At 42.7% G+C, this 24,763-nt stretch carries 23 protein-coding genes; 14 read left to right on the top strand and 9 right to left on the bottom strand.

Going from position 1 to position 24,763, the window contains the following annotated elements; translation table 11 throughout:
- Window positions 1–199 precede the first annotated feature (199 nt).
- Both bglA and FQV26_RS09380 read left to right on the top strand, forming a co-directional pair.
- Complete coding sequence (bglA, locus tag FQV26_RS09385; protein ID WP_146557222.1) at window positions 200–1,639, top strand: 6-phospho-beta-glucosidase BglA; 1,440 nt, start codon at window positions 200–202, stop codon at window positions 1,637–1,639.
- A gap of 200 nt (window positions 1,640–1,839) precedes the next feature.
- Window positions 1,840–2,688: a mechanosensitive ion channel family protein gene (locus FQV26_RS09380; RefSeq protein ID WP_146557221.1), complete on the top strand. Its 849-nt coding sequence runs from the start codon at window positions 1,840–1,842 to the stop codon at window positions 2,686–2,688.
- Window positions 2,689–2,847: 159 nt separating this feature from the next.
- On the opposite strand, the gene FQV26_RS09375 is transcribed toward FQV26_RS09380, so the two are convergent.
- From FQV26_RS09375 to FQV26_RS09360, 4 genes are all read right to left on the bottom strand, one after another.
- On the bottom strand, window positions 2,848–3,984 hold the full coding sequence (locus FQV26_RS09375) for an MFS transporter (protein WP_146557220.1): 1,137 nt from the start codon (window positions 3,982–3,984) through the stop codon (window positions 2,848–2,850).
- Between the two features lie 60 nt (window positions 3,985–4,044).
- Complete coding sequence (locus tag FQV26_RS09370) at window positions 4,045–4,566, bottom strand: TetR/AcrR family transcriptional regulator (RefSeq protein ID WP_146557219.1); 522 nt, start codon at window positions 4,564–4,566, stop codon at window positions 4,045–4,047.
- 245 nt (window positions 4,567–4,811) lie between these two features.
- Window positions 4,812–5,705 (bottom strand): SDR family oxidoreductase, encoded by an 894-nt coding sequence (locus FQV26_RS09365; RefSeq protein ID WP_397430800.1) that lies wholly within the window; start codon window positions 5,703–5,705, stop codon window positions 4,812–4,814.
- 228 nt (window positions 5,706–5,933) lie between these two features.
- Window positions 5,934–8,357 (bottom strand): PAS domain S-box protein, encoded by a 2,424-nt coding sequence (locus tag FQV26_RS09360; protein ID WP_261384296.1) that lies wholly within the window; start codon window positions 8,355–8,357, stop codon window positions 5,934–5,936.
- A gap of 397 nt (window positions 8,358–8,754) precedes the next feature.
- Here FQV26_RS09360 and FQV26_RS09355 point away from each other — a divergent pair, with 397 nt between their 5' ends.
- Entirely contained in the window at window positions 8,755–9,273 is a 519-nt protein-coding gene (locus FQV26_RS09355; RefSeq protein ID WP_146557217.1) for a tubby C-terminal domain-like protein, read from the top strand.
- A gap of 103 nt (window positions 9,274–9,376) precedes the next feature.
- Here FQV26_RS09355 and FQV26_RS09350 read toward each other — a convergent pair whose 3' ends face one another.
- A complete protein-coding gene (locus FQV26_RS09350) occupies window positions 9,377–9,853 on the bottom strand; it encodes a DUF948 domain-containing protein (RefSeq protein ID WP_146557216.1) in 477 nt (158 codons plus the stop codon).
- Between the two features lie 293 nt (window positions 9,854–10,146).
- Between FQV26_RS09350 and FQV26_RS09345 the strand changes: the two genes are divergently transcribed.
- A complete protein-coding gene (locus FQV26_RS09345) occupies window positions 10,147–11,064 on the top strand; it encodes a DUF5996 family protein (protein ID WP_146557215.1) in 918 nt (305 codons plus the stop codon).
- Window positions 11,065–11,236: 172 nt separating this feature from the next.
- On the opposite strand, the gene FQV26_RS09340 is transcribed toward FQV26_RS09345, so the two are convergent.
- Window positions 11,237–12,328 carry an FAD-dependent oxidoreductase gene (locus FQV26_RS09340; protein ID WP_146557214.1) on the bottom strand — a complete coding sequence of 364 codons (1,092 nt, stop codon included), beginning with the start codon at window positions 12,326–12,328 and terminating at the stop codon, window positions 11,237–11,239.
- 16 nt (window positions 12,329–12,344) lie between these two features.
- Window positions 12,345–12,926: a CDP-alcohol phosphatidyltransferase family protein gene (locus FQV26_RS09335; protein WP_146557213.1), complete on the bottom strand. Its 582-nt coding sequence runs from the start codon at window positions 12,924–12,926 to the stop codon at window positions 12,345–12,347.
- 195 nt (window positions 12,927–13,121) lie between these two features.
- Between FQV26_RS09335 and FQV26_RS09330 the strand changes: the two genes are divergently transcribed.
- Genes FQV26_RS09330 through FQV26_RS09305 form a run of 6 tightly spaced genes read left to right on the top strand, consistent with a single transcriptional unit; the run spans window position 13,122 to window position 19,718 of the window.
- Window positions 13,122–15,005 (top strand): FAD-dependent oxidoreductase, encoded by a 1,884-nt coding sequence (locus tag FQV26_RS09330; RefSeq protein WP_146557212.1) that lies wholly within the window; start codon window positions 13,122–13,124, stop codon window positions 15,003–15,005.
- A complete protein-coding gene (locus FQV26_RS09325; protein WP_146557211.1) occupies window positions 15,002–15,664 on the top strand; it encodes a TVP38/TMEM64 family protein in 663 nt (220 codons plus the stop codon). The genes FQV26_RS09330 and FQV26_RS09325 overlap by 4 nt, the downstream gene beginning before the upstream one ends.
- A gap of 34 nt (window positions 15,665–15,698) precedes the next feature.
- Window positions 15,699–16,946: an ABC transporter substrate-binding protein gene (locus FQV26_RS09320; RefSeq protein WP_146557210.1), complete on the top strand. Its 1,248-nt coding sequence runs from the start codon at window positions 15,699–15,701 to the stop codon at window positions 16,944–16,946.
- Window positions 16,930–17,814 (top strand): ABC transporter permease, encoded by an 885-nt coding sequence (locus FQV26_RS09315; protein WP_146557209.1) that lies wholly within the window; start codon window positions 16,930–16,932, stop codon window positions 17,812–17,814. Before FQV26_RS09320 ends, FQV26_RS09315 begins: the two co-directional genes overlap by 17 nt.
- Window positions 17,814–18,629 (top strand): ABC transporter permease, encoded by an 816-nt coding sequence (locus tag FQV26_RS09310; protein WP_146557208.1) that lies wholly within the window; start codon window positions 17,814–17,816, stop codon window positions 18,627–18,629. Before FQV26_RS09315 ends, FQV26_RS09310 begins: the two co-directional genes overlap by 1 nt.
- Before the next feature lie 12 nt (window positions 18,630–18,641).
- On the top strand, window positions 18,642–19,718 hold the full coding sequence (locus tag FQV26_RS09305; protein ID WP_146557207.1) for an ABC transporter ATP-binding protein: 1,077 nt from the start codon (window positions 18,642–18,644) through the stop codon (window positions 19,716–19,718).
- Window positions 19,719–19,896: 178 nt separating this feature from the next.
- Here FQV26_RS09305 and FQV26_RS09300 read toward each other — a convergent pair whose 3' ends face one another.
- Entirely contained in the window at window positions 19,897–21,189 is a 1,293-nt protein-coding gene (locus tag FQV26_RS09300) for an NAD(P)-binding domain-containing protein (protein WP_146557206.1), read from the bottom strand.
- A 40-nt stretch (window positions 21,190–21,229) separates the two neighbouring features.
- Entirely contained in the window at window positions 21,230–21,559 is a 330-nt protein-coding gene (locus FQV26_RS09295; RefSeq protein ID WP_146557205.1) for an ArsR/SmtB family transcription factor, read from the bottom strand.
- A 172-nt stretch (window positions 21,560–21,731) separates the two neighbouring features.
- Here FQV26_RS09295 and FQV26_RS09290 point away from each other — a divergent pair, with 172 nt between their 5' ends.
- The 4 genes from FQV26_RS09290 (at window position 21,732) to arsA (ending at window position 24,756) form a co-directional block, all read left to right on the top strand.
- Window positions 21,732–22,079 (top strand): ArsR/SmtB family transcription factor, encoded by a 348-nt coding sequence (locus FQV26_RS09290; RefSeq protein ID WP_146557204.1) that lies wholly within the window; start codon window positions 21,732–21,734, stop codon window positions 22,077–22,079.
- A gap of 94 nt (window positions 22,080–22,173) precedes the next feature.
- Window positions 22,174–22,593 (top strand): arsenate reductase (thioredoxin), encoded by a 420-nt coding sequence (gene arsC / locus FQV26_RS09285; protein WP_146557203.1) that lies wholly within the window; start codon window positions 22,174–22,176, stop codon window positions 22,591–22,593.
- Between the two features lie 22 nt (window positions 22,594–22,615).
- The gene (arsD, locus tag FQV26_RS09280) at window positions 22,616–22,993 is read left to right on the top strand and encodes an arsenite efflux transporter metallochaperone ArsD (protein ID WP_146557202.1); all 378 of its coding nucleotides are present in this window, start codon (window positions 22,616–22,618) and stop codon (window positions 22,991–22,993) included.
- The gene (arsA, locus tag FQV26_RS09275; protein WP_146557201.1) at window positions 22,990–24,756 is read left to right on the top strand and encodes an arsenical pump-driving ATPase; all 1,767 of its coding nucleotides are present in this window, start codon (window positions 22,990–22,992) and stop codon (window positions 24,754–24,756) included. The genes arsD and arsA overlap by 4 nt, the downstream gene beginning before the upstream one ends.
- The last annotated feature ends 7 nt before the right edge of the window (window positions 24,757–24,763 follow it).

Genomic DNA, 24,763 nt, shown 5'->3' with positions numbered 1-24,763 from the left:
AATTTTAAAGCAGTTAACAAGTAAAAAAATGTGGGAAGTGCTAGACCGTACTTGGGTAGAGAATTTTTCTGGAACTTTCTCAACCGGAAGCATTACTAAAGGGTTAAGGAATACATGGCATCCCTTTCTATAAAGAAGCGATTATTAACAGAAATTCAGACGACGAAAAACTGATAATTGGAAAATGAGGAGAGATAACATGGCAAAATTACCAAAAAATTTTTTATGGGGCGGCGCTTTAGCCGCTCACCAATTTGAAGGCGGATGGAATCAAGGTGGAAAAGGACCAAGCGTAGTTGATGTCATGACGGCTGGCGCACATGGGGTAGCTAGAGAAATCACAGAGACAATTGAATCGGATCGGTTTTACCCGAACCATGAAGCCATAGATTTTTACAGCAAATACAAAGAGGATATTGCGTTATTTGCTGAAATGGGATTAAGCTGTTTGCGTACCTCCATCGCTTGGAGCCGAATTTTCCCTAAAGGCGACGAAGCAGAGCCATGTGAAGAAGGGCTAAAATTTTATGATCGTGTATTTGATGAATTGCTGAAGCATGGCATTGAACCAGTCATTACGCTTTCCCATTTTGAAATGCCGTTGCACCTGGCAAGAGAATACGGCGGTTTTAGAAGCCGTAAAGTCGTGGACCACTTTGTCAAATTCGCAGAAGTCTGCTTTAACCGCTATCAAGACAAAGTAAAATACTGGATGACTTTCAATGAAATCAATAACAAAATGGATGTCAATAATCCGCTCTTTCTTTGGACAAACTCAGGAGTCGTTGTCGAAGAAGGCGAGAACGCAAAAGAAGTGATGTACCAGGCAGGCCATCACGAGTTGATTGCCAGCGCTTTAGCTGTCTCAAAAGGAAAAGCCATCAATCCCGAATTTAAGATTGGCGCCATGGTTTCACACGTACCAATTTATCCGTATTCTTCAAATCCGACCGACGTAATGCTGGCAGAAGAAGAGATGAGGCAGCGCTATTTCTTTCCAGATGTCCATGTGCGCGGCTACTACCCAAGCTATGTACTTAAAGAATTCGAAAGAGAAGGCTATAATATTCAATTTAAGCCGGGTGATGATGCAATTTTAAGAAATGGTGTAGTTGACTACTTAGGTTTTAGCTATTATATGTCGACTACTGTGAAAAGCGATATTCTAACTGACAACAAAGGCAGCATCATTAACGGAGGATTGGCAAATGGCGTAGAAAATCCATACATCAAATCAAGCGACTGGGGCTGGGCAATTGATCCGACAGGCTTAAGGTACACGTTGAACCGTTTTTATGATCGCTACCAGATTCCGTTGTTTATTGTTGAAAACGGCTTTGGGGCCATTGATACAGTTGAAGAAGACGGAGCAATCCATGACACGCAAAGAATCGACTATTTGAAATCGCATATCGAAGCAGTAGAAAAAGCCGTCAATTACGATGGCGTCGATTTGATGGGGTATACGCCGTGGGGAATTATTGATATCGTTTCGTTTACGACTGGCGAAATGAAAAAACGCTACGGCATGATCTATGTTGATCGTGATAATGATGGCAACGGATCCATGAAACGCTCTAAGAAGGATTCCTTTGAATGGTATAAAAAAGTGATTCAAACGAATGGTGAAGACCTTTAACAAAAGTTGCTAGAGAAGGAGTATCAAAAGAGGGAGGCTTATAAAAAAGCCTTTCTCTTTTTTTCGAATCGGTGCATGGATATAAGAGTGTGAATACTTTCCAAGAATGAAATTTATCGGCGATATATGTTATAAAGGAACAGGACTGAAGACAAATAGAGTGTTGTGTTGGTTTACTAAAAAAATGGAAGGATGATTTTGTGTTTAATTTTGAGAATTTTAATTGGGAAGCTCTGCTTCTGGAGGGAGGAGTAATTGCAGCTCAAGTAATTGGAATCCTGATTGCCTTTGCATTAGTAAGAATGATTGGGAAAAAACTGATCGACCGCTTCTTCGATAAATTATTGATCAAAGGCGATGTTACGAAAGGACGCGCATTGACTCTACGGAGTTTATCAGAAAATGTTTTTTCGTATGCCTTAATTTTTATCCTTGTGGCGACCTTATTTAACATATTCGGTTTGTCAGTCGCAAGTTTAATTGCCGGAGCTGGGATTGTTGGACTTGCAATAGGATTCGGTGCTCAAGGCTTGGTCAGTGATGTCGTAACGGGTTTCTTTTTACTATTGGAAAAGCAGCTTGATGTAAATGATTACGTAACGGTAGGAACTTTGGATGGAATAGTTGAAGCAGTCGGTTTGAGAACGACCCAAATCCGTAGTTTTGATGGTACGCTCAACTACATTCCAAATCGGGATATCACTACCGTCAGTAACCATTCCCGCGGTAATATACGTGCACTTGTAGATATCGGTATTTCCTATGATGAAAACATTGATGAAGCGATTGGCATTCTACAAACAAGATGCGAGCAGCTTGCAGCCGCAGATACGAACATCGTTGAAGGTCCCGAAGTTATCGGGGTACAAGGATTTGGCGCATCAGATGTTACGTTGCGAATCATTGCAAAAGCGAAAAACGGAGAGCAATGGGCAGTGGAACGCCAATTGCGTAAAGCCATTAAAGAAACTCTTGATGCAAATGGAATTGAAATTCCGTTCCCGCATCAAGTCAATATCCATAAAAACCTGGAATTGCAGAAAAACTAAATAAAGTTATTAATTCTGACACTGAAGAAGCTGTGCTAAAAGTTGATAAATTAACTTTTAACATAGCTTTTTACAAAACCATAGATTTTCTATTACAAAGGTATTGCCATAGAATTTTGAGAACAAATCATTAAGTGCAGAAAGTTTTGGTTATTCCTTCTATTCCTGATGGGCCGAAGCTGAAACGATGGAGATTTTGCATAAAAGAAAAAGCAAACCCATAATTGAAAAGAAAATAAACGCAAAGGGATAAGAACCTCTTTCTATTAAAATGCCAGCGATCAGTGAACCAAAAGACTGGCCAATTCCCAATGAGAAAAAAGAGATGCTGACGCCAAGGGATGGTGATTCAGAAAACTGGCGCGTGCCCCATACGATAAACAGACCGGTCATAAATATAAAAGATATGCCGAAAAATACAGCGGATAGATAGATTGCTGGCTGGAAAGAAATCGTCAACCCGAATATTGAAGCCGCTGTTGCCATAACCCCAAGTCTATAGGCCTTAGACAAACCGATAGACTGTATCAGGGTTCCGGCTATTCCACCAAGAATTCCAGCTCCTCCCATAGCCATCCAAAAAATAATGCTTTCGTTTGCCGATAAGCCATGTATTTGAGTGATGTAGCTTCTTGAGAACGTCCAATAAATTGAAGAACTAAAGCCAACACCAATCGAAGCGAAAACTAGAAATTTCGCCTTTGCAAAAAAATCTGCAACAGGCACTTTCTTGCACGGCGGATGCAAGCTTTGCTTTCCCTCTTTAATAGCAGAGGCATTCCACCACAATACAAGAAAAGCAAGTAGGGCAAAGAGTACATAGCTCCATCTCCAATGCCCTGTAAAAAGGAGGGCTACAGGACCAGTAAAGAAAATTCCGAAGCTGGTTCCGGAATTGATCCATGTATTGGCTTTGTCACGTACATTTTCATTCAATGATTGTCCTACTACTTGACTGAAAGCAGGAGAAATCCAGCCGCTTCCTAAACCGGCGAAAAAAGAACTTAAAAGCAAAGTATAAAAACCTGGGGAAGCAGCCATACCGAGCATTCCGATAAACGCTGTTCCGCCAGACAACAGTACAACATGACGAGCGCTAAACTTATGTACCAGTAAAGAAGCTGTCAGCAGAGCAATTGTATAGGCACCATAGGCAGCTGAACTAATATAGCCTGCCTGGCTTTCAGATAAATTTAAAGTTGTAATTATGGCAGGCAAGAATAAGCCAAAACTGTATCGAGCAAAAGCATAAGTTACGCCAATCATTGCAATACCAGGTAATACGATTTTCCACATCTTTCAACACCCCTTAGATAGAACGTTCACTCTATTTTTAATATAAAGTAAGCGGTAAGCTTACTTTATACAGGCAACCATAGATAGTAATGCATTTTCAATTTCATCGAGATTCATAATTTCAGCTAATGAAGTAGAACCTTCAAGTAAAAGGGAAAGCTGAATGGAGTTAGCACGCGAAAGCCCTTGTGATTCGAAAAAGTGGAGCAGGTTCTCTTTATGGGATTGTGCTTTTTGAACAATTAAGCTGCTTGCTTCATTTTCGAATTCTTCTTTCGCACGAAGGAACATGCAGCCATTGGAAGGATTCTGTTTCAGCCATAGTAAGTGACCCAATGCGAGCTTTCTTTCTATCGACCCCGTTTCCTTGGTACAGACCTTTTCCAAAAAAGTATAGTAAGTTTCTTCTCTCCGATTTAATATTTCTAAAATGAGTTCCTCTTTTGAATCAAAATGGTTGTATAAGGTCATTAATGCCACGCCGGCTTCTTGAACGATCGCTTTTAATCCAATGGCATGAAATCCATGGGCATAAAACAGCCGTTCTGCAGCAATCAGTAAATCTTCTTTTTTGTGGCTCATAAGATGCTCCTTTCAACTATAGATATAACGGTCACTCTAAATTTAGCATAAGCTACTCATTTTTCCTATTTATAAAGGTTGATAATCGAAATAAAAGTAAAGCGTTCCAAAATTTCACTGGATTTAAAACAGCTGTTCCGAGTAAAAAGATTAGTACTTCCAACTTCACACTTCATAGCAAAAAAGCTTACCCACCGAATTATAATAGTGGAGTAAGCTTTTTTTATACACAGTTGAATTATTATTTATGCAGTCGGCATGCCGCCAGTAATTCCGTAAATTTGGCCGGTCACATAGCTGGAATCGGTTGAAGCCAGGAAAACATAAGTAGATGCCAATTCCACCGGCTGCCCTGCACGCCCAAGCGGAGTTTCCGGGGTGCCTTTTCCGAATTCCGGGATGTTTTCCTGCGGTTGGCCGCCGGAGATTTGTAAAGCAGTCCATATTGGGCCTGGAGCAACTGAGTTTACACGGATTCCTTTTTCCGCTAATTGTTTTGATAAAGCTTTTGTGAACCCAATAATCGCAAATTTTGTAGCTGCATAGTCGAGCAGGATCGGATTAGGGTCAAAGCCTTCAACTGAAGTCGTTGTAATGATGGTTGCCCCTTCAGATAGATGCGGCAATGCTGCTTTTACGGTCCAGTAAAGTGAATACACGTTAACTTGGAATGTCTTTTCGAGTTGTTCAGTAGACAAATCCATGATGCTTTCAACAGCCTGTTGTTTACCGGCTACTAATGCAAGAAGATCCAGTCCGCCCAGTTCCGAGTTCGCCTTTTCGACAAGTTCCTTACAGAAAGATTCATCGCTCAAATCTCCTGGAATCAAGATGGCTTTTCTTCCTTCAGCTTCGATGAGTTTTTTGACTTCTTCTGCATCAGGCTGTTCCACTGGCAAGTAATTTATGGCAACATCTGCGCCTTCTCTAGCATAAGCAATAGCTGCCGCCCGTCCGATTCCAGAATCGCCGCCGGTCACTAAAGCTTTGCGTCCTTTTAATCGGCCAGATCCCGTGTAGCTTGTTTCACCACAGTCGGGTAGAGGACTCATTTTATTTTGAAGTGCAGGCGGTTCTTGGTATTGTTTAGGGAAATCCTCTGTAGTGTATTGAGTTCTTGGGTTTGGAATATTTGTCATTGAAATCTCTCCTCAGTTCGTAGTGATAGATGATTACTTTCTTTATCTACCACTTGAACAAAGAGTAAAACCTGTATAACAAGTGTAAGCGCTTGAAATTGGAAAATTTCTCAAAAAATTCTACGCTCTAGTCAAATGGACAAAATCCAAACTGTTTTATCCATGAAATCGCAGTACGAATAAAAGCCTGAGAACCTCTTTTAAAGGTTTTCTCAGGCTTTTGTATTTCTAGCTGTAAACTTTAAATTCATCATGATCTGATTTTTTGGCTTCGTAAAGCGCCAAATCCGCGTACTTTATCAAATACTTTTCATCTGTAGCGTGATCGGGATAAATCGAAATGCCAATGCCTGCGCCCATTTTAATATCAGAACCATTGAAATTGAATGGCTGCTGAAACGAGGTCAAAACTCGTTTTGCTGTTTCTTCCGCAAACTCCACCGAAGTGATGTCGGGCAAAACAACGCCCATTTCATCTCCGCCTAATCTGGCTGCCGTATCATGCGGACGGATGGAAGCTTGAAGTCGAGTGGCCATTTCTTTAATGACGGCATCCCCAGCATCATGGCCGAATTGGTCATTAATCTGTTTGAATTTACGGCCGTCAAGCATGAGAACTGCTACTTTTTTATCAGATCGCTCTGCTTGTTGAATTGCTTTTTGCAGCCGATCATCAAATGTTCGTCGATTTGGTATGCCTGATAAATAATCATAAAAAGCCATTTTCGCAATTTTGTCCTGAAGCCTTTTTCTCTCTGTGATATCTCTGGCAATCATGAAGAATTGTTTTAGTTTTCCATTCGCCATCACAGGAGTAGGAGAGACTTCCATCCAGATATAATGGCCATCCCTATGCAAAAAACGAACCTCAATTGTGGAATGCCTGCCGCCGTCAATAAGGGAAGTGACTCCCTCGATCAATTTAAAGGCATCTTCCGGATGTGCGTTTGTTGTAAAGGGACTGCCGATATAGGCTTGATCAGAATATCCCAGTATTTTCTCATTAGCAGGAGAGACATACTCAATCTGTCCTGAAAGATTGATCAAGGTAATGATATCAAACGTACTCTCAGTAATCAGCTTGTACTTTTCCTGACTTTTCATCAATTCTCTTTCAGCCTCTTTAAGATTCGTCACATTTTTATAAATGATAGTAGCCCCAGTGACTTCTTTGTTTACATTCCGTACCGGGGAGTAAGAGGAAATGATATTCAAGTGTTTTCCTGATTTGGTTATACGAATCGTGTCATGGGAATTAACAGTTTCGCCATTTACAATCTGTTCTACAATTTTAAGCTGATCTGTTCTCATATGTTGTGGGATGATCGTGCCTTTTCCTTCAATCATTTCAGCTTCCGTGAATCCAAATGTTGCTTCAAAAGCCGGATTCACTTTTAGGATATCGCCATTTGTATCAATATAGAAGATGGGGTCTGTGGAATTTTCCCAAAAAATTTCAAGATTTTCTTTGGTCTCAGTCAATTCTTTTTGGGCGCGTTTTTTCTCAGTAACATCCGTTACAATCCCATGAATCCCTACCAAATGTTCATTGACGATAATAGGAATGTTCATCGCCTCTAAATCAATTAACTGTCCAGCTTTATGGTAAATAGAAAATTCATAGCGTTGCGGTTGTTTTTCTTTGATGGCTTTGTAAAAGTAATATTTCATTTTTTCAATGTCTTGTTCAGCGACCATAGCCATGAACGATTTTACCAGTAATTCTTCCATGGAATAGCCGGTGATGTTTTCTGCACCGGTGTTTCCGCTCTCCAAATTCCCGTTTCGATCAAAAGAGAAAATGCCATGTGGATGGTTATCAAAAAGCGATTTATAGCGTTGTTGGCTTTCTTTCAAAAGGCGACTGATTTCTTTTTGTTCAGTAATTTCTTTGGCGATGGCATAAATTCCGATTAACCGCTCTTCGACAATAATTGGAATTGTGTTGACTTGAAAGTAGGACAGTTTGTTATTTTTTGTATAAATAGCTGTATGGAACTCATTTGCATTTCCATTCAATGCCTCTTTGAAACAGGAGAGGGTTTCTTCAAGATAGATATCTGCCACCAGAGAGACAATGGATTGGCCAAGCAGTTCATCTTTGCTAAAACCCGTTACTTCAGTGACTTTCTTATTGATGCTAATAAAGTTCATTTGCTGGTCAAATTCAAAAACCGCATTTCCATTGTTTTCGACCAATGAATTCAAACGTTCTCGTTGTATTTCCACTTCTTGTTTGGTATTTTGAAGTTCTTTTTTCTTCTGTTCTCTTGCAGTGACATCTCTTACGATGGCTAATATGTATAAACATTGATGATCTTCAGTCAGTATGGGATTAAGTATTGTTTCTCCGATGAATTCTCTATTGTCAGTTGAAATTTTTTCTATAAACTCTAATGGTTTTCGTGTAGATTGCACTTTTTGATAATAATGGTTTAACTTGCGGCTTTGTTCCTGAGGCAAAATTTCATCGATTCGACTTCCAATAACTTCATGAGTCGGCAGTATAGATAGAGCGGATGCATTTGCGTAAAGGTACCGATAGGAATCATGTTCTTGCTCCATTAAAAAAACCGAATCTTTAATGGAGTCAAACAGAGCGGTAGAAGATAATATATCTTGTCCAATTATTTCTGAAATAGGTTTCATCATTCTGGATCTCCTCTCAATAAAAGCTTGTGTTTTTCCTATAAAATTTATGCCATAAATGAGAAATATATCATTTCTACTCTTTTAAAAAAGTTATAATTTTCCAAGTACTATCAGTTTAATGGATTAGCCTTAAACATGATAGTGTCATGTGAAATATAAATAAAAAATTTAGACTATTTCAATTTAATGGGAGTTACCAATAAAGAGTTCGGAAGATTTGATGTAAAATGTTTTTTAATGCCTTCTCTCTGAATAGAGCAAGACAGCATATAAAAAGAAGGAGGTTTTTAACATTTAGCTGATTTCTGTAGTAAGGTAATAAACAAAGACATGAAATTTGATAGCGAAGTGAACATTTTCTGTTACTTATAATAGAACAAGTGAAAGGAAGAGGAGGATGCAGAAATTTACTTATCAAGTCTTCAAAACCTTATACCGGCCGAAACAAATGTTGATAAAAGATGAGTACGGAGAAACGATATTTTTTTTGAATCGTCAAAGCCATAAGATTTTAGCGCAAATTTTGAATGCCATCTTGCGTTCTGGATTACCCTATACATACAGCATTGCAGAGCCGGATGGAAAGGCTGTCTATGTTATCGATTGCCGGTTTCCAGGTTTCCGCTATTTACTGGTTGACCATGTCTCTTCAGAATCAGTAAAAATTGTAAAAAGCAGAGTTCAATTAATGGAAACAGCCTATTCTTTCCGGCTCAATGAGCAAGATTACTATTTTGATAAAGACTTTGCAGGAACAGGTCATCTCAAATGCAACGGCAAAGAAATTGGGGCCGTATCCATGTCTAATCGAATCATCAATTCGAAACTCGATGTGATACATGTGCAAGCGATAGACAAAGCAGCAGCTTCGCTTTCCGCTGTGTTGTTTCATACCTTTTTCTACTACAATGCTTAAATTGTGATTACAATGAATGCGTGGAATTAAACAGCAACAAATATAAAAGCACGCCAGTATCAGATAAAACTGATACTGGCGTGCTTTGTTTTAAGTGGGTTCCTTAATATTCTTTCACGTCAGGAATAGGAGTTGGAGCATAAGTGTGGTTGCTGCTTTTTGGTGACTTCCGGTCTTTCACGAAATTAACCACACCCATTGCTGTATTACTGTACTGATTGACTTGTGCAATATTGCGTTTGTCCCGATCCACTCTTGTCGAGATATCACCGGTTATCGAGCGAACTGTCGCATTTAAGTCAATGACTGAGTTCATCGTCCCTTTAGCAGCATCGACGAATACGGTGACTTTTTCAGATTTCATCTGTACGTCTTCTTTTAGTTCGTTCGCTTGATGTGAAAGCGTCGTCGCTTCTAAATTCAGTTTATCGACGCGTTCTTTTAGATTGTTCGCCGAACCTTTTATTTCCTTCAATGGTTCTTTAATTCCTTTGATCATCACCACTACGCCAATGATTGCAATGATAAGCCCCAAGACGAAGATTGCAAGTGCTATGTACAGCCATATAGATGAATCCATGCTGTTTCCTCCTCTAATTTGTATGATGTCTTTGATACCCTATACCCATAATCCATAGGAGATTAACACATCAGATGTATTTAAGTGTAAATGCTTTCTGTCTTAACTCGCAAAGGTTCTTTAAACTTTAAAAATTTGTTTCAATTTCTTTGAAGTTTCTGTAAATGTGATGATTGCTGAAATCACTTGCAGGAGAATTTCTATAGATGTCTAATAGTAAGCCTTGTAGATGAAAGGAGAATAAGACTGCAATTATCAAAAGGAAGCTTACTTACTTTTAGGGGGCGAACGTAATGGAGCTGGATGTTATACGTCATTCGGAGTGGGCAGACACCAAATTCACTTTGCATTTGATTTCACAGATATTGGGCAAGATCAAATTAGAAGCAGCTCAACAGGAACCACAGTGGGCGCATGTCGGATTGACTGTAACAGCTAATGGTTTTACGACTGGCACATTGTTTGTGAAAAATGCGGTTTTTCAAATCGATTTGGATATACGGAACAGTCAAATTCAAGTGAATGTCGATGGAGATGTGCAATCTTTTAGACTAAAACCATCCAAATCAATCAAAATATACTACGAAGAAATCATTGGAGCTTTAATCTCACATGGTATTGAGCTAACCATCAATCCTAAACCACAGGAAATGACTTACAAGAGAAATCTCAATGAAGATACAACGACTTTAAGCTTTCACCACGAGGATGCAATGAGAGGACTTCTGCTTTTTCAATTTGCGCTGCGTGAGCAGATGAAGTTTGTGGGGCCGCTGCGATGCAGAAAAATGAAGCCGGTGCTGTTTTGGGGCACTTTTGATGTGTCTTTACTGATTATCAAGGACAAAATGGAACCATTTCCAGAAGATAAAGTCATTGAAAAAGCGGCTTTTGACGAGCAGATGATTGAATATGGATTCTGGTTGGGTGATGAAAAAGTAGACGTACCAACATTTTTTGTTTTACCTTATCCTTTTATTTTTAAAGAGTTAGATAACAAGTCCTTAAAACCCTCTCAAGCGTATTTTGATAAAGCTGTAAGCGAATATTTTCTGGACTTGGAGAGTATCGTCACTTCACCAGATCCATCTGGGACCATTCAGGAATTTTTTCATTCCACTTTTCAAATTCTGATGCAGGAGCTTGGATGGGAAGACGAAAACCATTATTTTATTCCGTTGAAGATGAAAAAACAGAATCGTTTCTTCTAATGCCAATTCTGAATTTAGCTGATTTAGAGCTAATTGCTTTGTTATCTTATCAATCAACGAATAAAAGCCAATTGGCTTTAAACCAGTTGGCTTTTTATGCTGTCTTTTCTTATAAGTGATGTTGTAGCTGGGGTATACCTTATGAAAAAAGCCGCCACTCAGCAACTTTTGTCTATTGATAGATAGCTTGATAGCGTTTCATGAATTTTCGGTCGATGCGCCGTTTTAGCTTCCATGGAATCTTACCGTGAATGACGCATGTTCCATAGGATAGAAATGCTTCACCTCCGCCGGTGGACAGAATAGAGACATAGCGTTTTTGCGGGTTGAACACGTTCAGTTTGTCTTCCGATAGGCATTTGTTTAGATTTGTCCACAGAATCGGACCTTGCCGCACGGCATATACGCCGTTCTTTGGAAGTGACGGATAGCGGTCAATGTTTATGCAGTCGCCCGCACCAAATATTTCAGGGTGCTTGACGCTCTGCAATGCATCATTGACCAGCAGGTATCCCGAGTCATCTGTCGGTAGTCCCGAATGGCGGAACAAGTCCGAGCTTTTCGGTCCAGTCAGCCACAAAACATCGGATTGTGGATAGAATTGTCCAGTACTGAGCAAAAGACGAGATCCGGCAATTGTTCTGACGGAAACACCTGTGTAAAAAGACAAAGCCTTTCGAGAAGCAATGGCTTCAATTTTTTTCGAAGCTGCATCCCCTTGGCCAGACAAAAGAGAAGTCGAGCTGAACAATAACACATTTTCAGGAAGATTTTGCTGCTTTCTCCAAGCCAGAATGGAAAAAGCCAGTTCCACACCTGAAGCGCCGCCTCCAACGACAACCGGATGAGTCGAACTCCGTATCCGCTGCAGCTGTTCGGCAAAACGGTAATTCGGTTTGATGGACGATGCTCTGTCTTTTATTGAAGTGGGCAAATCTGCACGGGAACCAATATCAAACGAAACCAGGTCGTAGTGGTATTCCGTTCCGTTTTTGCCTGTCAGTTTTCTCATGTCTGCATGGACGGAAATGATTTCATCCTCGATAAATTTTACACCGATTTTTTCGCAAAGTTTTTTTAAGTTAATTCGAATCTCTTCAAGGTTATAGAAGCCTTCTGTGTAACCAGAAAACATACCGGAATAATATTGATAAGACGAGGGGGAGATTAAAACAATCCGAAAGTTTTTCGGTTGTTTCTCCTTCAGTTGTTCTAAGCAATGCAAATGTGCATGTCCACCTCCCACAAGTATGAGGGTCTTCATCAGGCATCATTCTCCTCTATTTCAAAATTCGCCTCGCTTCAGCCATGCGCTGACAAATTGTAATAATTTGTACAACTAAAAAAATCAAAGTTAATGCAGTTAAGTATGTTGAAAAAACAATCATTAGGGTAAAGAGTATAAACCCTTCGGTTCTTTCAGCCAATCCTGCCTGGTAATAGAAAGATTTCATGCCTTCTTTATCGGATAAGGCACCGACTGTTAAAAATACGGTCATCGCAATAATAATAGAAGTGCTTAAGAGCAGCAGCGCCCACATCGAATCAGGAAAGCGAAAAGCCAGTCCTAAAATAACACTGATCTCGACGAGACGGTCAAAGCTAATGTCCAATAAGGTACCCCATGCTGAAGGTTTGGTTTTTCGTGCCATTGTCCCATCGACTACATCCAAATATCCAGAGAACCAAAGCGCGAATACGGCCCAAAATGGTTGATCGAGATAAATAAAAATACCAGAAGACAAGCCGATGGCAAAAGCGATTTTCGTTATGCCATTGGCAGTAAAGCCCTTTTTCAACAAGAAATCAGCCGTTTTTTCGACAAGGGGTTGTACGTGTTTACGTGCATGTGTATCCAACATCTGTTTCACCTTTTCGTTTTCGAGATGATTTCAGTATATAATATGTTGCTATTTCTCACCCGTAATCCCCCTTAAGTCAGCCTATTCGATTTTAAAAGTAAAAAGATTTTACTTGACCGAGGGAGTTTAGAGGGTAGTTTTTTATACTCTTTGTTAAGATGTAGGTAATTGAGCAAAAGAAAGGAAATGGTAAATATGGTAAAAAAATATGATATTGCAATAATTGGTGCAGGTGCCGCAGGCCTTACAGCAGCTTTCACAGCAGCGGGATTTTCGAAAAAAGTGGTGTTGATCGATAAAAATCTGCCAGGTGGTGAATGTACATGGTCAGGCTGCATTCCAAGCAAGTCGCTGATCAATATCGCTAAAGAAGTCCATCATGCTAAAAAATACACCCCGAATCTAGAGGTCGATACATCGGTTGTGCTGAAAGATATACAGGACATTATCCAGAAAGTATATGCCGGCGAATCTCCGGAAGTGTTAAAGCAATCCGGTATTGATTTCGTTAACGGCTATGCGAGGTTTGTAGGTCCTCATACCGTGGAAGTCGAAGGCAAACAAATCGAAGCGAAAAAAATTATCCTTTCGACAGGTTCAACACCAATGGTCCCGCCAATCGAAGGCTTGGACAATGTTTCTTATTTAACAAATGAAACCATCTTCACCCAAAAATCTTTCCCGAAAACCATGACGATTCTCGGCGGTGGAGCTATTGGTGTCGAAATGAGCCAGGCGCTAAACCGCATAGGCGTGAAAGTGACGCTTGTGGAGAAATCTGAACAAATTCTTCCAAAAGACGAAGAAGAGCTGGTCTTGATGATTCAGCAGAGGCTGATTGACGAAGGCATAACGATTCATACAGGTGCCACTGCTGTTAAAGCAGCTCAAAAAGGCGGGCAAATCGATTTGACGATTGAAAAAGATGGTTCCGGGACAACTGTTTCTGGTGAAGGCCTTCTAATCGCACTTGGGCGCCAAGCGAATGTTAAAGGTTATAATCTGGAACAAGCAGGCGTAGATTATGATTCTAAGAGCATTAAAGTAGATGATCATTTGGAAACATCGGCGAAAGGCATCTATGCAATTGGTGACGTCGTAGGGCCTTATCAATTATCGCATATGGCAAATGCGCAAGGCATTACAGCTACTCAAAACGCTATTTTGCCTATCAACAAAAAAATGGATTATGAACATGTCACATGGTGTACATACACAGATCCTGAACTTGGCAGATCGGGATTATCCGAAAAGGAGGCACGCGAGAAATACGGCGATTCCATTCGGATTTATGAGCATGAATATGCTGACTTGGATCGTGCCAATACAAAAAAAGACAGTATCGGCAAAGTGAAAATCATCCTTGATAAAAAAGGCTATATTTTAGGGGCAAGCATTCTCGGTGACCGCGCAGGCGAAATCATCAGCCAAATCCAGACAATCAAGTCTCTGCACATTAATATGGGGAAACTGTCGGGCGTTATTCACCCATACCCGACCTACAGTGAAGTGCTGGTGAAAATCGGTAAAAAAGTCTACGTGGATAATCTCTTGAACCAGCCGGTTGTAAAAACCTTTAATAAAGCGAAAGCGGGAGAACTGCCTGCAGATAAAATTGCCATTTACGGAGCTGCTGCAGCCGCGGGGATCGGCATTGCCAACATGGCAATCAAAAACAACAGCAAGCCGAAACTTGGTGTGGAAAACGGCCGTCTAAAAGAGATGCCTTCGACCCCGAATGCTGTTTCATCCCAAGCCGCGTCTATAGATAAGCACGTACCTGCATGGCCTTACAATGGCAGCAAAAAAGAGGCGAAAAAGAACCTGATCGGCATGCTGAAGGGATTCGAAGGTATCACGATTATACAAAACGACGAGAATTACGTTTATGCAGTGGCCAAATCCAAAAAAATGAAATTCAAAGACGATATCGAGTTCTTTTTCAATGATGCCGCTCAACGAATCGAATTCCGATCAGCTTCACGAGTAGGCTATTCAGATGCGGGCGTTAACCGAAAGCGTTATGATGAGATGAGAAGCCGTTACTTCAGCATCTCAGCGCATACCCGCAACTCATGAAACAGAACGTCAGCATCCAAATTGGAAAGTGGGTATTGGTTGCTGTAGCGGCCGGTCTGGCCATTTGGCTCGGCCGTTTGGTTTTCCAAGGCGATGCCAACGATCTCCGCAGCTGGATTTTATCATTCGGCATATGGTCTCCCGTGATCTATATTCTTGTGTATACGGTTAGGCCGCTGATTTTCTTTCCGGCTTCAGTCCTATCGATTGCCGGCGGCTTGGCATTTGGTGCGTGGATGGGTACTTTTTATACGATCATCGGTGCAACATTCGGTGCCATGCTGTCTTTTTATGTAGCCAAAACGATGGGAAAGAGTCTGGTCCGAAAAGAATGGACCGGCAAAGCAGGGAATATTCAGTCTCAAATGGAACAGAACGGGTTTTTCTATGTCCTGCTTTTTCGGTTTATTCCGGTCATTAATTTTGATTTAATCAGCTATGCAGCGGCCTTTGCAAAAGTCCGTTTCACTTCTTTCGCTTTGGCCACACTGATTGGCATCATCCCCGGCACTTTCGCCTACAACTTTTTGGGCAGCAGCTTTGTCACCGGAAATCCGAAAATCATTGTTTTGGCTATAGTAGTTTTCATAGTCTTGACCGTAGTTCCGATTGTTATAAAAAATCAATGGAATAAGAAACAGCCGCGCGATAAGGAATAAGAAGTTCATCAAGAGTTTAGGAAGTGGAATAAAAATGAAAAAATATTCATTGATAGCTCCGGGCATGCTGGTGCTCGCCATGGCAGCATGTTCCGGGGAAACTGAAAGTGGTTCTTCGGTAGCAGCAGGTAACCTGCTTACAGGCGACTGGGACGAAATCTCGGAAGCAGCCACGGGACAGGAAGTCAACATGTACATGTGGGGCGGCAATGATAACATCAACCGCTATCTTGATGAATGGGTGGCTCCTCGGTTAAAAGAACAACATGGTGTCGACTTAAACCGGGTGCCGGTGAACGATTCACAAGACATCATTAATCAGCTGGTCGATGAAAAATCTGTCGGCAAAGAAGACGGCAGCATGGACATCATTTGGATCAATGGTGAAAATTTTAAAGCAGCCAAAGACAATGAATTGCTGTGGGGAGATTTTAGTGGACAATTGCCGAATTTCAACGACTATATTGACCAGGAGGCACCGGACATCGCTGCTGATTTCGGAGAACCTGTCAATGGACTGGAAGCGCCCTGGGGCAAAGCTCAATTTGTATTTGTACACGACGAAAACAGATCGGAAAATCCACCAAAATCGATGGAAGAGCTGGCCCAATGGGTTGAGGAAAATCCAGGCCAGTTCACCTATCCTGCTTTGCCTGATTTCACCGGGAGTGCTTTTATCCGTCAGGTACTGTACGAAACCACCGGAGGCTATGAGCAATACCAACAGCCTGCAGCAGAAATTGAGGACCTTGAGGAACGTTTTGAACCGATGTGGCAGTATTTGAACAGCATCGAACCGTTTTTATGGCGTGAAGGTGAAACCTATCCGGAAAGCCTGGCTAAACAGGATCAATTGTTTGCGAGCGGTGAAATCGGTATGACAATGAGTTACGATCCGGCCCTTGCAGCCAGTGAAGTGTTAAAAGGCAGATTTCCTGATTCGACCCGCACTTTTGTGCTTGACGGAGGAACGCTTGCGAATACACATTTCCTGTCAATTCCATTCAACTCAGTAGACAAAGCAGGAGCCATGGTAACGATCAATGAACTGATGTCGCCGGAAGCTCAAACTGCTAAACTGTCACCTGAAAATTGGGGCGATTTAACGGCATTGGATTTTGAAAAGCTTTCTTCTGAACAGCAGCAAGCTATGAATGACGTAGATTTAGGAGAAGCTACTTTGCCTTTTGAAGAATTGGAGAATCATCAATTACCGGAACTGTCCGCAGATTATATCGAAATCATAGAAAAAGGATGGATGGAAAATGTGGCAAAAGAGTAAACCTTACCTTTTGCTGCTTCCCGCCATCGGCACCATTGTCCTCCTGTTTTTTGGAGGACTTTTTGATGGACTTCTGAAAAGCTTTGGGTATTTCCCGGCAATTGGAGAGACCCGCTTTGAAGCCGCTGCCTATACAGAACTGCTTCAATCCTCGGAGTTTTGGGCTTCACTTGTCTTAACCCTGCGAATCGCTGCCTTGTCTTCTTTGTTCGCAGGAGTATTAGGGGCAATTATCGCAATTTCCCTTTTTCTGCTGAACGAATCAACAAAATCAGGAACTTCTCAACTGTGGCACCGGCTGTTTCAGCTTCCCTTAACCATTCCTCATCTGGTAGGAGGCTATATCATCGTCCTGCTGTTTATGCAAAGTGGGTTTTTGTCGAAAATTTTGGCCACTGCAGGGATAATCGATGAAATTACTGATTTCCCAGTGCTGGTCAATGACCCATTCGGTTGGGGAATCATTTTAACCTATGCCTGGAAAGAAGCGCCTTTTATTTCATTGATGATCTATCCGGTGCTGGCACGCATACACCGGTCGTGGCGTGAGGTGGCACGTGTTTTCGGTGCAGGAAGCTGGGATTTTGTCCATGAAATCGTTCTGCCTGCTATTTTGCCGGCTTGGACCATTGCAACCTTCATTGTGTTCGTCTTTACGTTTTCAGCTTTCGAAGTGCCGTTTTTACTGGGTGTCACGTATCCGAGTGTGTTGCCGGTGTATTCCTATCAATTGTATACAAGTGGAACATTAGCAGATCGACCGGAAGCATTGGCGTTGAATATCATCCTGGCAGCCATAACGATCTTATTGGGGATTGTCGTTTATTATTTCAGTAAGCGCTGGAATGTCTTAAAGGGGTGGGATTGATGAATAAAACCTCTTGGTTGACCAAAATCATATTAGTGGTTGTTTTAATGCTGTTCATTGGCTTGCCGTTCCTTTTGCTCGTCTTGTCAAGTATCTCCTTTGGCTGGCAGTGGCCAAATATCCTGCCTGAGTCATTCAGTTTCCGCTCGTGGGAATATGTGCTAACGGGAAGTTCGGACACTTGGCGGGCAGTGGGATTCAGTTTGCTGATTGCCGTTACCGTGACAGCAGTCAATATTCTGCTCGCCGTGCCGGCTGCTAAAAGTCTGGTGCGCAATCAGCTCCGCGCGAAATGGCTGTTTGAAGCTATCATTTTCGCGCCAATCGTTATTCCGCCTTTCGTTGCAGTAATGGGCATCCATTTGACGTTTTTGCGCCTCGGCTTGACAGAGACTGTCCTTGGCGTGGTCTTGGCACATCTCTCTCCAACACTGCCTTATATGGTACGTGCAGTGGTGATCAGCTACAATACCTTATCAGTCGATTGGGAAGATCAGGCACGCATGCTCGGAGCAGGAACAATTTCCCGTTTCTATCATGTGGTGCTGCCACACATAATGCCGGGAATCGCAGCGGGTGCCAGTTTAAGTATATTAATCTCTCTTAGCCAGTATTTGATCACGTTCATTATTGGCTCGGGACAAGTGGTAACGCTGCCCATTTTGTTATTTCCATTCATCAGCGGTGGAGATCCGGCAATAGCGTCTGCTTATTCCTTGCTGTTTGCAGGAATAGCCATTCTGACTTTATTGGGTATGGACGCCGCTTTGAAAAAATACTATCAAAAAAAGAAAACAGCCACAGGGAAGGCCTGAAGGAGTGGGGAAATGAACGATTTGCGCATCATTAACATCGAAAAAAAATACAACTCAAGATTGCCAAAAAATGATTCGGCGTTTACTCTTCAGCCAATTGGGCTGACCATAAAGGAAGGGGAGTTTTTCTCTTTGCTGGGACCGTCTGGTTGTGGCAAAACAACGCTGTTGAAACTAGTGGCGGGCTTGATTAGAGCCGATGGCGGAGAAATTCGGATGGACGACTTCGATTTAACGGCTGTCCCACCAGAAGACCGAAGATTTGCCATGGTGTTTCAAAAATCCTTGCTGTTTCCTCATATGACAGTAGAAGAGAATGTAGCGTTTGGCTTAAAAATGCAGAAAGTCAGCAAAAAAATGCGATTGGATCAGGCAAGGAACATGCTGGAACATGTAGGATTGCAAGGATTTGGTTTCCGTCATCCAGACGAACTAAGCGGTGGACAACAGCAGCGGGTGGCCTTAGCAAGAGCATTGGTTGCCCATCCGCGATTATTGTTGATGGATGAACCCTTCAGTGCCTTGGACCCGAGCTTGCGAGAAGATATGCGGGAACTGCTTAGACAAATTCAAAAAGAATTCCGCGTCACTGTTTTGTTTGTGACTCACGATCGGGAAGAGGCGTTCTATTTATCTGACCGGATTGGTGTGATGAGTGAGGGAGAGCTGCTGCAGGTAGGGACTGCACAAAACCTTCGCGACCACCCTGACACCACAAAAGTCGCCGCTTTTCTTGGTTTAAAAAACCTTATTGAAGGGACCGTTACAAATGGCTATTTCAGTTCGAAGCTAGAAGAGTTTGAAATTCCGGTACCTCATTTGATAGAAGAGGGTTCCTGTTTTTTGATCCTTCGCCCCGAGGCAATACAGCTAATGCCAGAAGGCGTAATACCTGGGGCAGACGCTATGCATATTCGCGGAGAAATTCAGCAGCTTATATTCAATCATGGATTTTATATAGGCAAACTGAAAACGGCCAATCATCAACTGGAATGTTCTTTTTCCAGTCAACAAGCCAAAAACATGGCAGCAGGGCAGATGGTTGACTTGATGATCAGTCTAAATGACATTCATATAGTAAAAAAATGAATAATCAAAAAAAAACCTACATTTTCAAGAATGCAGGCTTTTTTATATGCAATGAATATCAATGGTTATTTGTTTGGAATAAAATTAAGTGATTTTTTATTTTAAATGAAGCAATAAAAAAATTAATTATTCATTTTATGAATTTAATTGTTGAATGAATATAAATTATTCATTCCATTCAACAACAATTGCTTCCGGTTTTGGCGCTGTTGATAGTGAAGACTAGCGGGCGGCTGCTGCAGACACCGGTTTCGGGTAGTTCCAGTTCCACACGTCCAGCTGCTTCATAATCGCCTGAAAGGTAGGCTACAACAGATCGCGCTTGTTCAAAGCCGGTTGCCATTAAAAATGTAGGAGCCCGCCCGTAACTTTTCGCACCAATGATATAGAAGTTTTTTTCTGGTTGCCGCAGTTCGCGCTCGCCATGCGGGCGTACCGTTCCACAACTATGAATATTCGGATCGATAAGCGGTGCAAGAGCCTGAACGCTTTCAAGTGCCGGATCAAATGCATAACGAATTTCACTTAGGTAGTCGAAATTTGGACGGGAACCGGTATTCGCGATAATTCGGTCAAATGGTCCAAGTTCAATTGTTTGCCCATTTTGTTCAGCACCAAGCAGGAGCTGACGATCATCTAATGGAGTAACTGATTGGATGAAAGTCGAAGTTTCAACAGTAATATCGCCTTGGTCGAGCAATGCCTTAATCCGAGTGCCGAGAGCACCACGCTCCGCCAATTGGTCTGCTTTGCCGCCTCCCAGTGCTTCGTCAGGCACTGCTTTTCGGATAATCCATGTAACATCAGTGGCAGGGAACTTGTCTTTTAGCTTTACAAGTTCTAGCAATGAATTGAAGGCAGAATGTCCGCTGCCAACTACGGCAATCCGTTTGTTCTCGAAGTGTTTTTGATCGGTCCCTAAAATAGAAGGGATGCCATAGTCTATCAACTCAACTGCGGTGTCCTTTATTCCACCAGATACCACTGGATTGGGATTTTTCCAGGTTCCCGTCGCATCAATGACCGCACGTGCTTGTATCGTTTGCCGCGCGCCTGTTGAATTTTCGACCGTCAATACAAACGGTCTTTCGTCGCGATCTGCCGTTTTCACTTTGTCCAAGCCTTGTCGCTGCAGGTGAACGACCCGGCTGTTCAAGTGAATATGCGGCTGCAGCTCAGGCAATGCGCCTAAAGGCTGCAAGTATTGCTCAGCGATATCCCGGCCAACTGGCAATTTATCCGCGTCCGGTAAAGTGACTCCGTTGTGTTCGAACAGCTTTTTGGACGCCGCATCAATATTGTAGCGCCAAGTGGAGAATAGGCGGACATCACCATATTCAAGAAAATGGCTGCCGAGTGATGGGCCTGCCTCAAAGAGTATGAATGGCTGGTTGTACTGGACAAGATGAGCTGCAGCAGCAAGCCCGGCAGGCCCGCCTCCAATAATTGCTACTGGTAATGTGGTAGTCATTTCAAAGCACTCCTTTTTCTTATTTTGTTTGGCTGCTAGATTAATGAGTTCTGCACGATGGGTCAATCAGGCGACAAATATCTGCAGCGATCAGCCGCTTTATTTCAGGATTATTCAATGCATAATAGCTCCAAGTGCCTTTTGTTTCTTTTGTTAACAATTCAGCATTCAACAGAATTTTTAAATGATAGGACAATTTCGATTGAGGCATATCCATTTCCTCAACAAGGTCACAGACACAGACTGACCCTTTCTCGCAAATCAACTTCAAGAGCTCCAATCGTTTAGGATCTGCCAACGCTTTGAATTTTTGAGCAGTGCGCTCGAAAGCTAACGTGAAATCCAGTTCTTTCTCCAGCTGTTGAGCCATTTCAATCCCTGCTTTCCATTAAATCAATTTTATTTGATGAATTAAATATAACCTGAAACGGGATGTGAATCAACTAATAAATCAAAAAAAGTTGATTTATTAGTTGATTTACATCACAATTGACTTATATAACAAATTCGTTATATACTAAATCGCAAAGGAGTGGATTTGAATGGAGACTTTAGCAAAACAATCTGCATCTGACGTTACGGTTTGCCTGAAAGCTGTCAGTGATTCAACCCGCTTATTAATGATGAAGTTGGTGGAGTCGAATGAGTTATGCGTCTGCCAATTTGTTGAAATGTTTGACATGAGTCAACCGGCCATCAGCCAGCATCTGCGCAAGCTGAAACACGCGGGACTCGTAAAGGAAAACAGAAGAGGACAATGGCGGTTTTATTCCATGAATAAAGATTCTGTCCACGCGCCATTGGTGCACGATATTTTAAGTCATATCGAAGATTCAGATCCGCAGCTTGTTGCCTTGCGCGCGAAAGAAGCACCTGTGGATTGCTGTTAAAAAACAGAACACGAACGCATACAAAAGATTAAATGATAACGAACGAATAAAATAAGCTATTAGCCTAAGTTGCTGAGAAAAAGGAGAACTCATTATGCCGAAAAAAACCATCTATTTTTTATGTACCGGAAATTCCTGCCGCAGCCAAATGGCTGAAGGCTGGGCAAAGAAGCATTTAGCGGATGAATGGGATGTATACAGCGCAGGGATTGAAGCGCACGGATTAAATCCGAATGCAGTAAAAGCCATGAACGAAGTGGGCATCGATATATCCAATCAGACTTCGGACATCATAGACAGTGAATTATTGAACAACGCAGACTTTGTTGTCACACTTTGTGGCGACGCGGCTGATAAGTGTCCGATGACTCCGCCTCATGTTAGACGCGAGCACTGGGGCTTTGAAGACCCGGCAAAAGCGCAAGGCACGGATGAAGAGAAATGGACGGTCTTCCAAACGGTTCGCGATTCGATTGGAACTCGCATACAGACTTTCGCTGAAACAGGAAACTGACTGTTAAAGGAGAATGGATAGCATGACAAAAGTGACGATATACGATCCGGCAATGTGCTGCGATACCGGCGTTTGCGGACCTGTAGTGGATCCGAAATTGACTGCTGTGGCAGCTGCCGTTTTTTCATTGGAGAAAAAAGGATTTGACATCAAACGCTTTAATTTAGGAAACGATCCTGCGGCTTTTGTTGAAAACAAAACGGTCAATGCCTTGTTGTTTGATAAAGGCGTCGACTCGCTTCCTGTAGTACTGGTGGATGGAGAAATTGCTAAAATAGGCGATTATCCCGCTGCAGAGGAATTTGCTGAATGGTTTGGCGTAGAAGCATCTGAATTGCAGACGGTTAAACAACCAAGCCTCGGCCTAGACGTCAAAATCGCTTCACCCGGTGCAAAATGACCGGCAGAATATTTAATCCATCGGATGTCAACAAAACGCCGTTTCTGTTTTTCACCGGTAAAGGCGGGGTCGGCAAAACCTCAACTGCATCTGCAACAGCTGTTGCGTTAGCGGATTCAGGAAAACGGGTGCTGCTGGTCAGTACGGATCCTGCCTCGAACCTCCAAGACGTATTTGGAGTAGAGTTGACCAATGAGCCTCAAGAAATTGGCGGCATCCACAACTTGTTCGCCTGCAATTTGGATCCCGAAGAAGCCGCACGTACTTATCGTGAATCAGTAGTAGGCCCATACCGGGGAAAACTGCCGGAAGCGGTTGTCGATCAAATGGAAGAACAGCTTTCTGGTGCTTGCACAGTGGAAATTGCCGCATTCGACGAATTCACCAAACTGTTGGCGGATGAACAAGTTATGGATGATTACGATCATATTCTTTTTGACACGGCACCCACCGGCCATACCTTGCGGCTTTTGAAGTTGCCGACTGCCTGGAGCGGTTTTCTGGACGATTCCACGCACGGTGCATCTTGCCTGGGGCCGCTTGCTGGTCTCGATGCCAAGAAAGATCTTTATGCCAAAACGGTAAAAGCTTTGTCCGATTCCGATCAGACGACGCTGGTTTTGGTGGCGCGTCCGGATACGGCGTCTTTCAAAGAAGCCGCCCGTGCGTCTAAAGAACTTCAAAGCATCGGCATTGGCAATCAAGTGCTGATTCTGAATGGTGTTTATTCACCGGTTCAAACGGAAGACCTCGTGTCACGGGCATTTTCATCTCAGCACCAGCAAGCGCTAACTGCAATGCCTGCTGAGCTAAAAAATCTGCCTGCTTACAAGTTGCCATTTGTTGCATTCTCATTGACCGGCATCGCCAACCTGCGGCGCTTGTTCCAGAACCCTGAATGGTGTCCTGCTCCTGAGTCGGATCATTTACTTGCTAAACTGGCCAGTGTGAAGGACTTAGTGAATTATTATTCCATGCAGGAAACGCGTGTCATTCTGACAATGGGAAAAGGCGGAGTCGGCAAAACGACCGTCGCCTCGCTGCTCGCCGTCGGCTTGGCTGAAAAAGGGCATCATGTCCATTTGACGACCACTGATCCGGCCGCGCACTTGGCAGACCGCTTTGAAGGAACGGGGGGTGACCGCTTAACGGTATCCCGCATCGAGCCACAGCTGGAAGTTGAACTGTACAAAGCACAAGTCATGGGAACGGCAGGGCCATTGGATGATGAGGCACGGGCTTATCTCGAAGAAGATCTGCGTTCGCCGTGTACAGAAGAAATTGCCGTATTCCGTGCTTTTGCGGAAGTTGTCGCTAAAGCGGACAATGAAATCGTCATTATCGACACTGCGCCAACTGGCCATACCTTATTGCTGCTGGACGCAACGCAAACTTACCACCGGGAACTGGAACGTTCAACCGGAGAAGTTCCGGAAAGTGTTCAAAATTTATTGCCGCGTCTGCGAGATCCGAAAGAAACCGATGTCTTGCTTGTTACTTTGCCGGAAGCGACGCCTGTTTATGAAGCGGCACGTCTGCAACAAGATTTGAAGCGGGCAGGCATCCACCCGAAAAACTGGATTATCAATCAAAGCCTTGCCGGGACCGGAACAACTGAATCGCTTCTGCAAGCAAAAGCCAGAAGTGAATTGCCATGGATCCATAAAGTCAGCAGTGAACTGGCTGAGCGGACTGCTTTGATTCCATGGCAGGCACAGAATAGCATCGGCTATGAAAAGATGAAGAAACTCGTAACCACTTAAGGGGGAT

The sequence above is a fragment of the Planococcus sp. CPCC 101016 genome, assembly GCF_007859295.1.
Taxonomy (GTDB): Bacteria; Bacillota; Bacilli; order Bacillales_A; family Planococcaceae; genus Planococcus.
The sequence above is the reverse complement of the archived record's forward strand: the minus strand, read 5'-3'. Positions and strand labels throughout refer to the sequence as shown.

What these genes read in the sequence shown, in the direction of transcription:
- FQV26_RS09340 (WP_146557214.1), bottom strand. Translation starts at nt 12,328, where the DNA reads ATGAAGACCCTCATACTTGTGGGAGGTGGACATGCACATTTGCATTGC.
- FQV26_RS09365 (WP_397430800.1), bottom strand. Translation starts at nt 5,705, where the DNA reads ATGACAAATATTCCAAACCCAAGAACTCAATACACTACAGAGGATTTC.
- FQV26_RS09310 (WP_146557208.1), top strand. Translation starts at nt 17,814, where the DNA reads ATGAATAAAACCTCTTGGTTGACCAAAATCATATTAGTGGTTGTTTTA.
- FQV26_RS09315 (WP_146557209.1), top strand. Translation starts at nt 16,930, where the DNA reads ATGTGGCAAAAGAGTAAACCTTACCTTTTGCTGCTTCCCGCCATCGGC.
- FQV26_RS09370 (WP_146557219.1), bottom strand. Translation starts at nt 4,566, where the DNA reads ATGAGCCACAAAAAAGAAGATTTACTGATTGCTGCAGAACGGCTGTTT.
- FQV26_RS09355 (WP_146557217.1), top strand. Translation starts at nt 8,755, where the DNA reads ATGCAGAAATTTACTTATCAAGTCTTCAAAACCTTATACCGGCCGAAA.
- FQV26_RS09295 (WP_146557205.1), bottom strand. Translation starts at nt 21,559, where the DNA reads ATGGCTCAACAGCTGGAGAAAGAACTGGATTTCACGTTAGCTTTCGAG.
- FQV26_RS09305 (WP_146557207.1), top strand. Translation starts at nt 18,642, where the DNA reads ATGAACGATTTGCGCATCATTAACATCGAAAAAAAATACAACTCAAGA.
- FQV26_RS09330 (WP_146557212.1), top strand. Translation starts at nt 13,122, where the DNA reads ATGGTAAAAAAATATGATATTGCAATAATTGGTGCAGGTGCCGCAGGC.
- FQV26_RS09375 (WP_146557220.1), bottom strand. Translation starts at nt 3,984, where the DNA reads ATGTGGAAAATCGTATTACCTGGTATTGCAATGATTGGCGTAACTTAT.
- FQV26_RS09350 (WP_146557216.1), bottom strand. Translation starts at nt 9,853, where the DNA reads ATGGATTCATCTATATGGCTGTACATAGCACTTGCAATCTTCGTCTTG.
- FQV26_RS09345 (WP_146557215.1), top strand. Translation starts at nt 10,147, where the DNA reads ATGGAGCTGGATGTTATACGTCATTCGGAGTGGGCAGACACCAAATTC.
- arsC (WP_146557203.1), top strand. Translation starts at nt 22,174, where the DNA reads ATGCCGAAAAAAACCATCTATTTTTTATGTACCGGAAATTCCTGCCGC.
- FQV26_RS09300 (WP_146557206.1), bottom strand. Translation starts at nt 21,189, where the DNA reads ATGACTACCACATTACCAGTAGCAATTATTGGAGGCGGGCCTGCCGGG.
- FQV26_RS09320 (WP_146557210.1), top strand. Translation starts at nt 15,699, where the DNA reads ATGAAAAAATATTCATTGATAGCTCCGGGCATGCTGGTGCTCGCCATG.
- arsA (WP_146557201.1), top strand. Translation starts at nt 22,990, where the DNA reads ATGACCGGCAGAATATTTAATCCATCGGATGTCAACAAAACGCCGTTT.
- arsD (WP_146557202.1), top strand. Translation starts at nt 22,616, where the DNA reads ATGACAAAAGTGACGATATACGATCCGGCAATGTGCTGCGATACCGGC.
- FQV26_RS09290 (WP_146557204.1), top strand. Translation starts at nt 21,732, where the DNA reads ATGGAGACTTTAGCAAAACAATCTGCATCTGACGTTACGGTTTGCCTG.
- FQV26_RS09335 (WP_146557213.1), bottom strand. Translation starts at nt 12,926, where the DNA reads ATGTTGGATACACATGCACGTAAACACGTACAACCCCTTGTCGAAAAA.
- FQV26_RS09325 (WP_146557211.1), top strand. Translation starts at nt 15,002, where the DNA reads ATGAAACAGAACGTCAGCATCCAAATTGGAAAGTGGGTATTGGTTGCT.
- bglA (WP_146557222.1), top strand. Translation starts at nt 200, where the DNA reads ATGGCAAAATTACCAAAAAATTTTTTATGGGGCGGCGCTTTAGCCGCT.
- FQV26_RS09360 (WP_261384296.1), bottom strand. Translation starts at nt 8,357, where the DNA reads ATGATGAAACCTATTTCAGAAATAATTGGACAAGATATATTATCTTCT.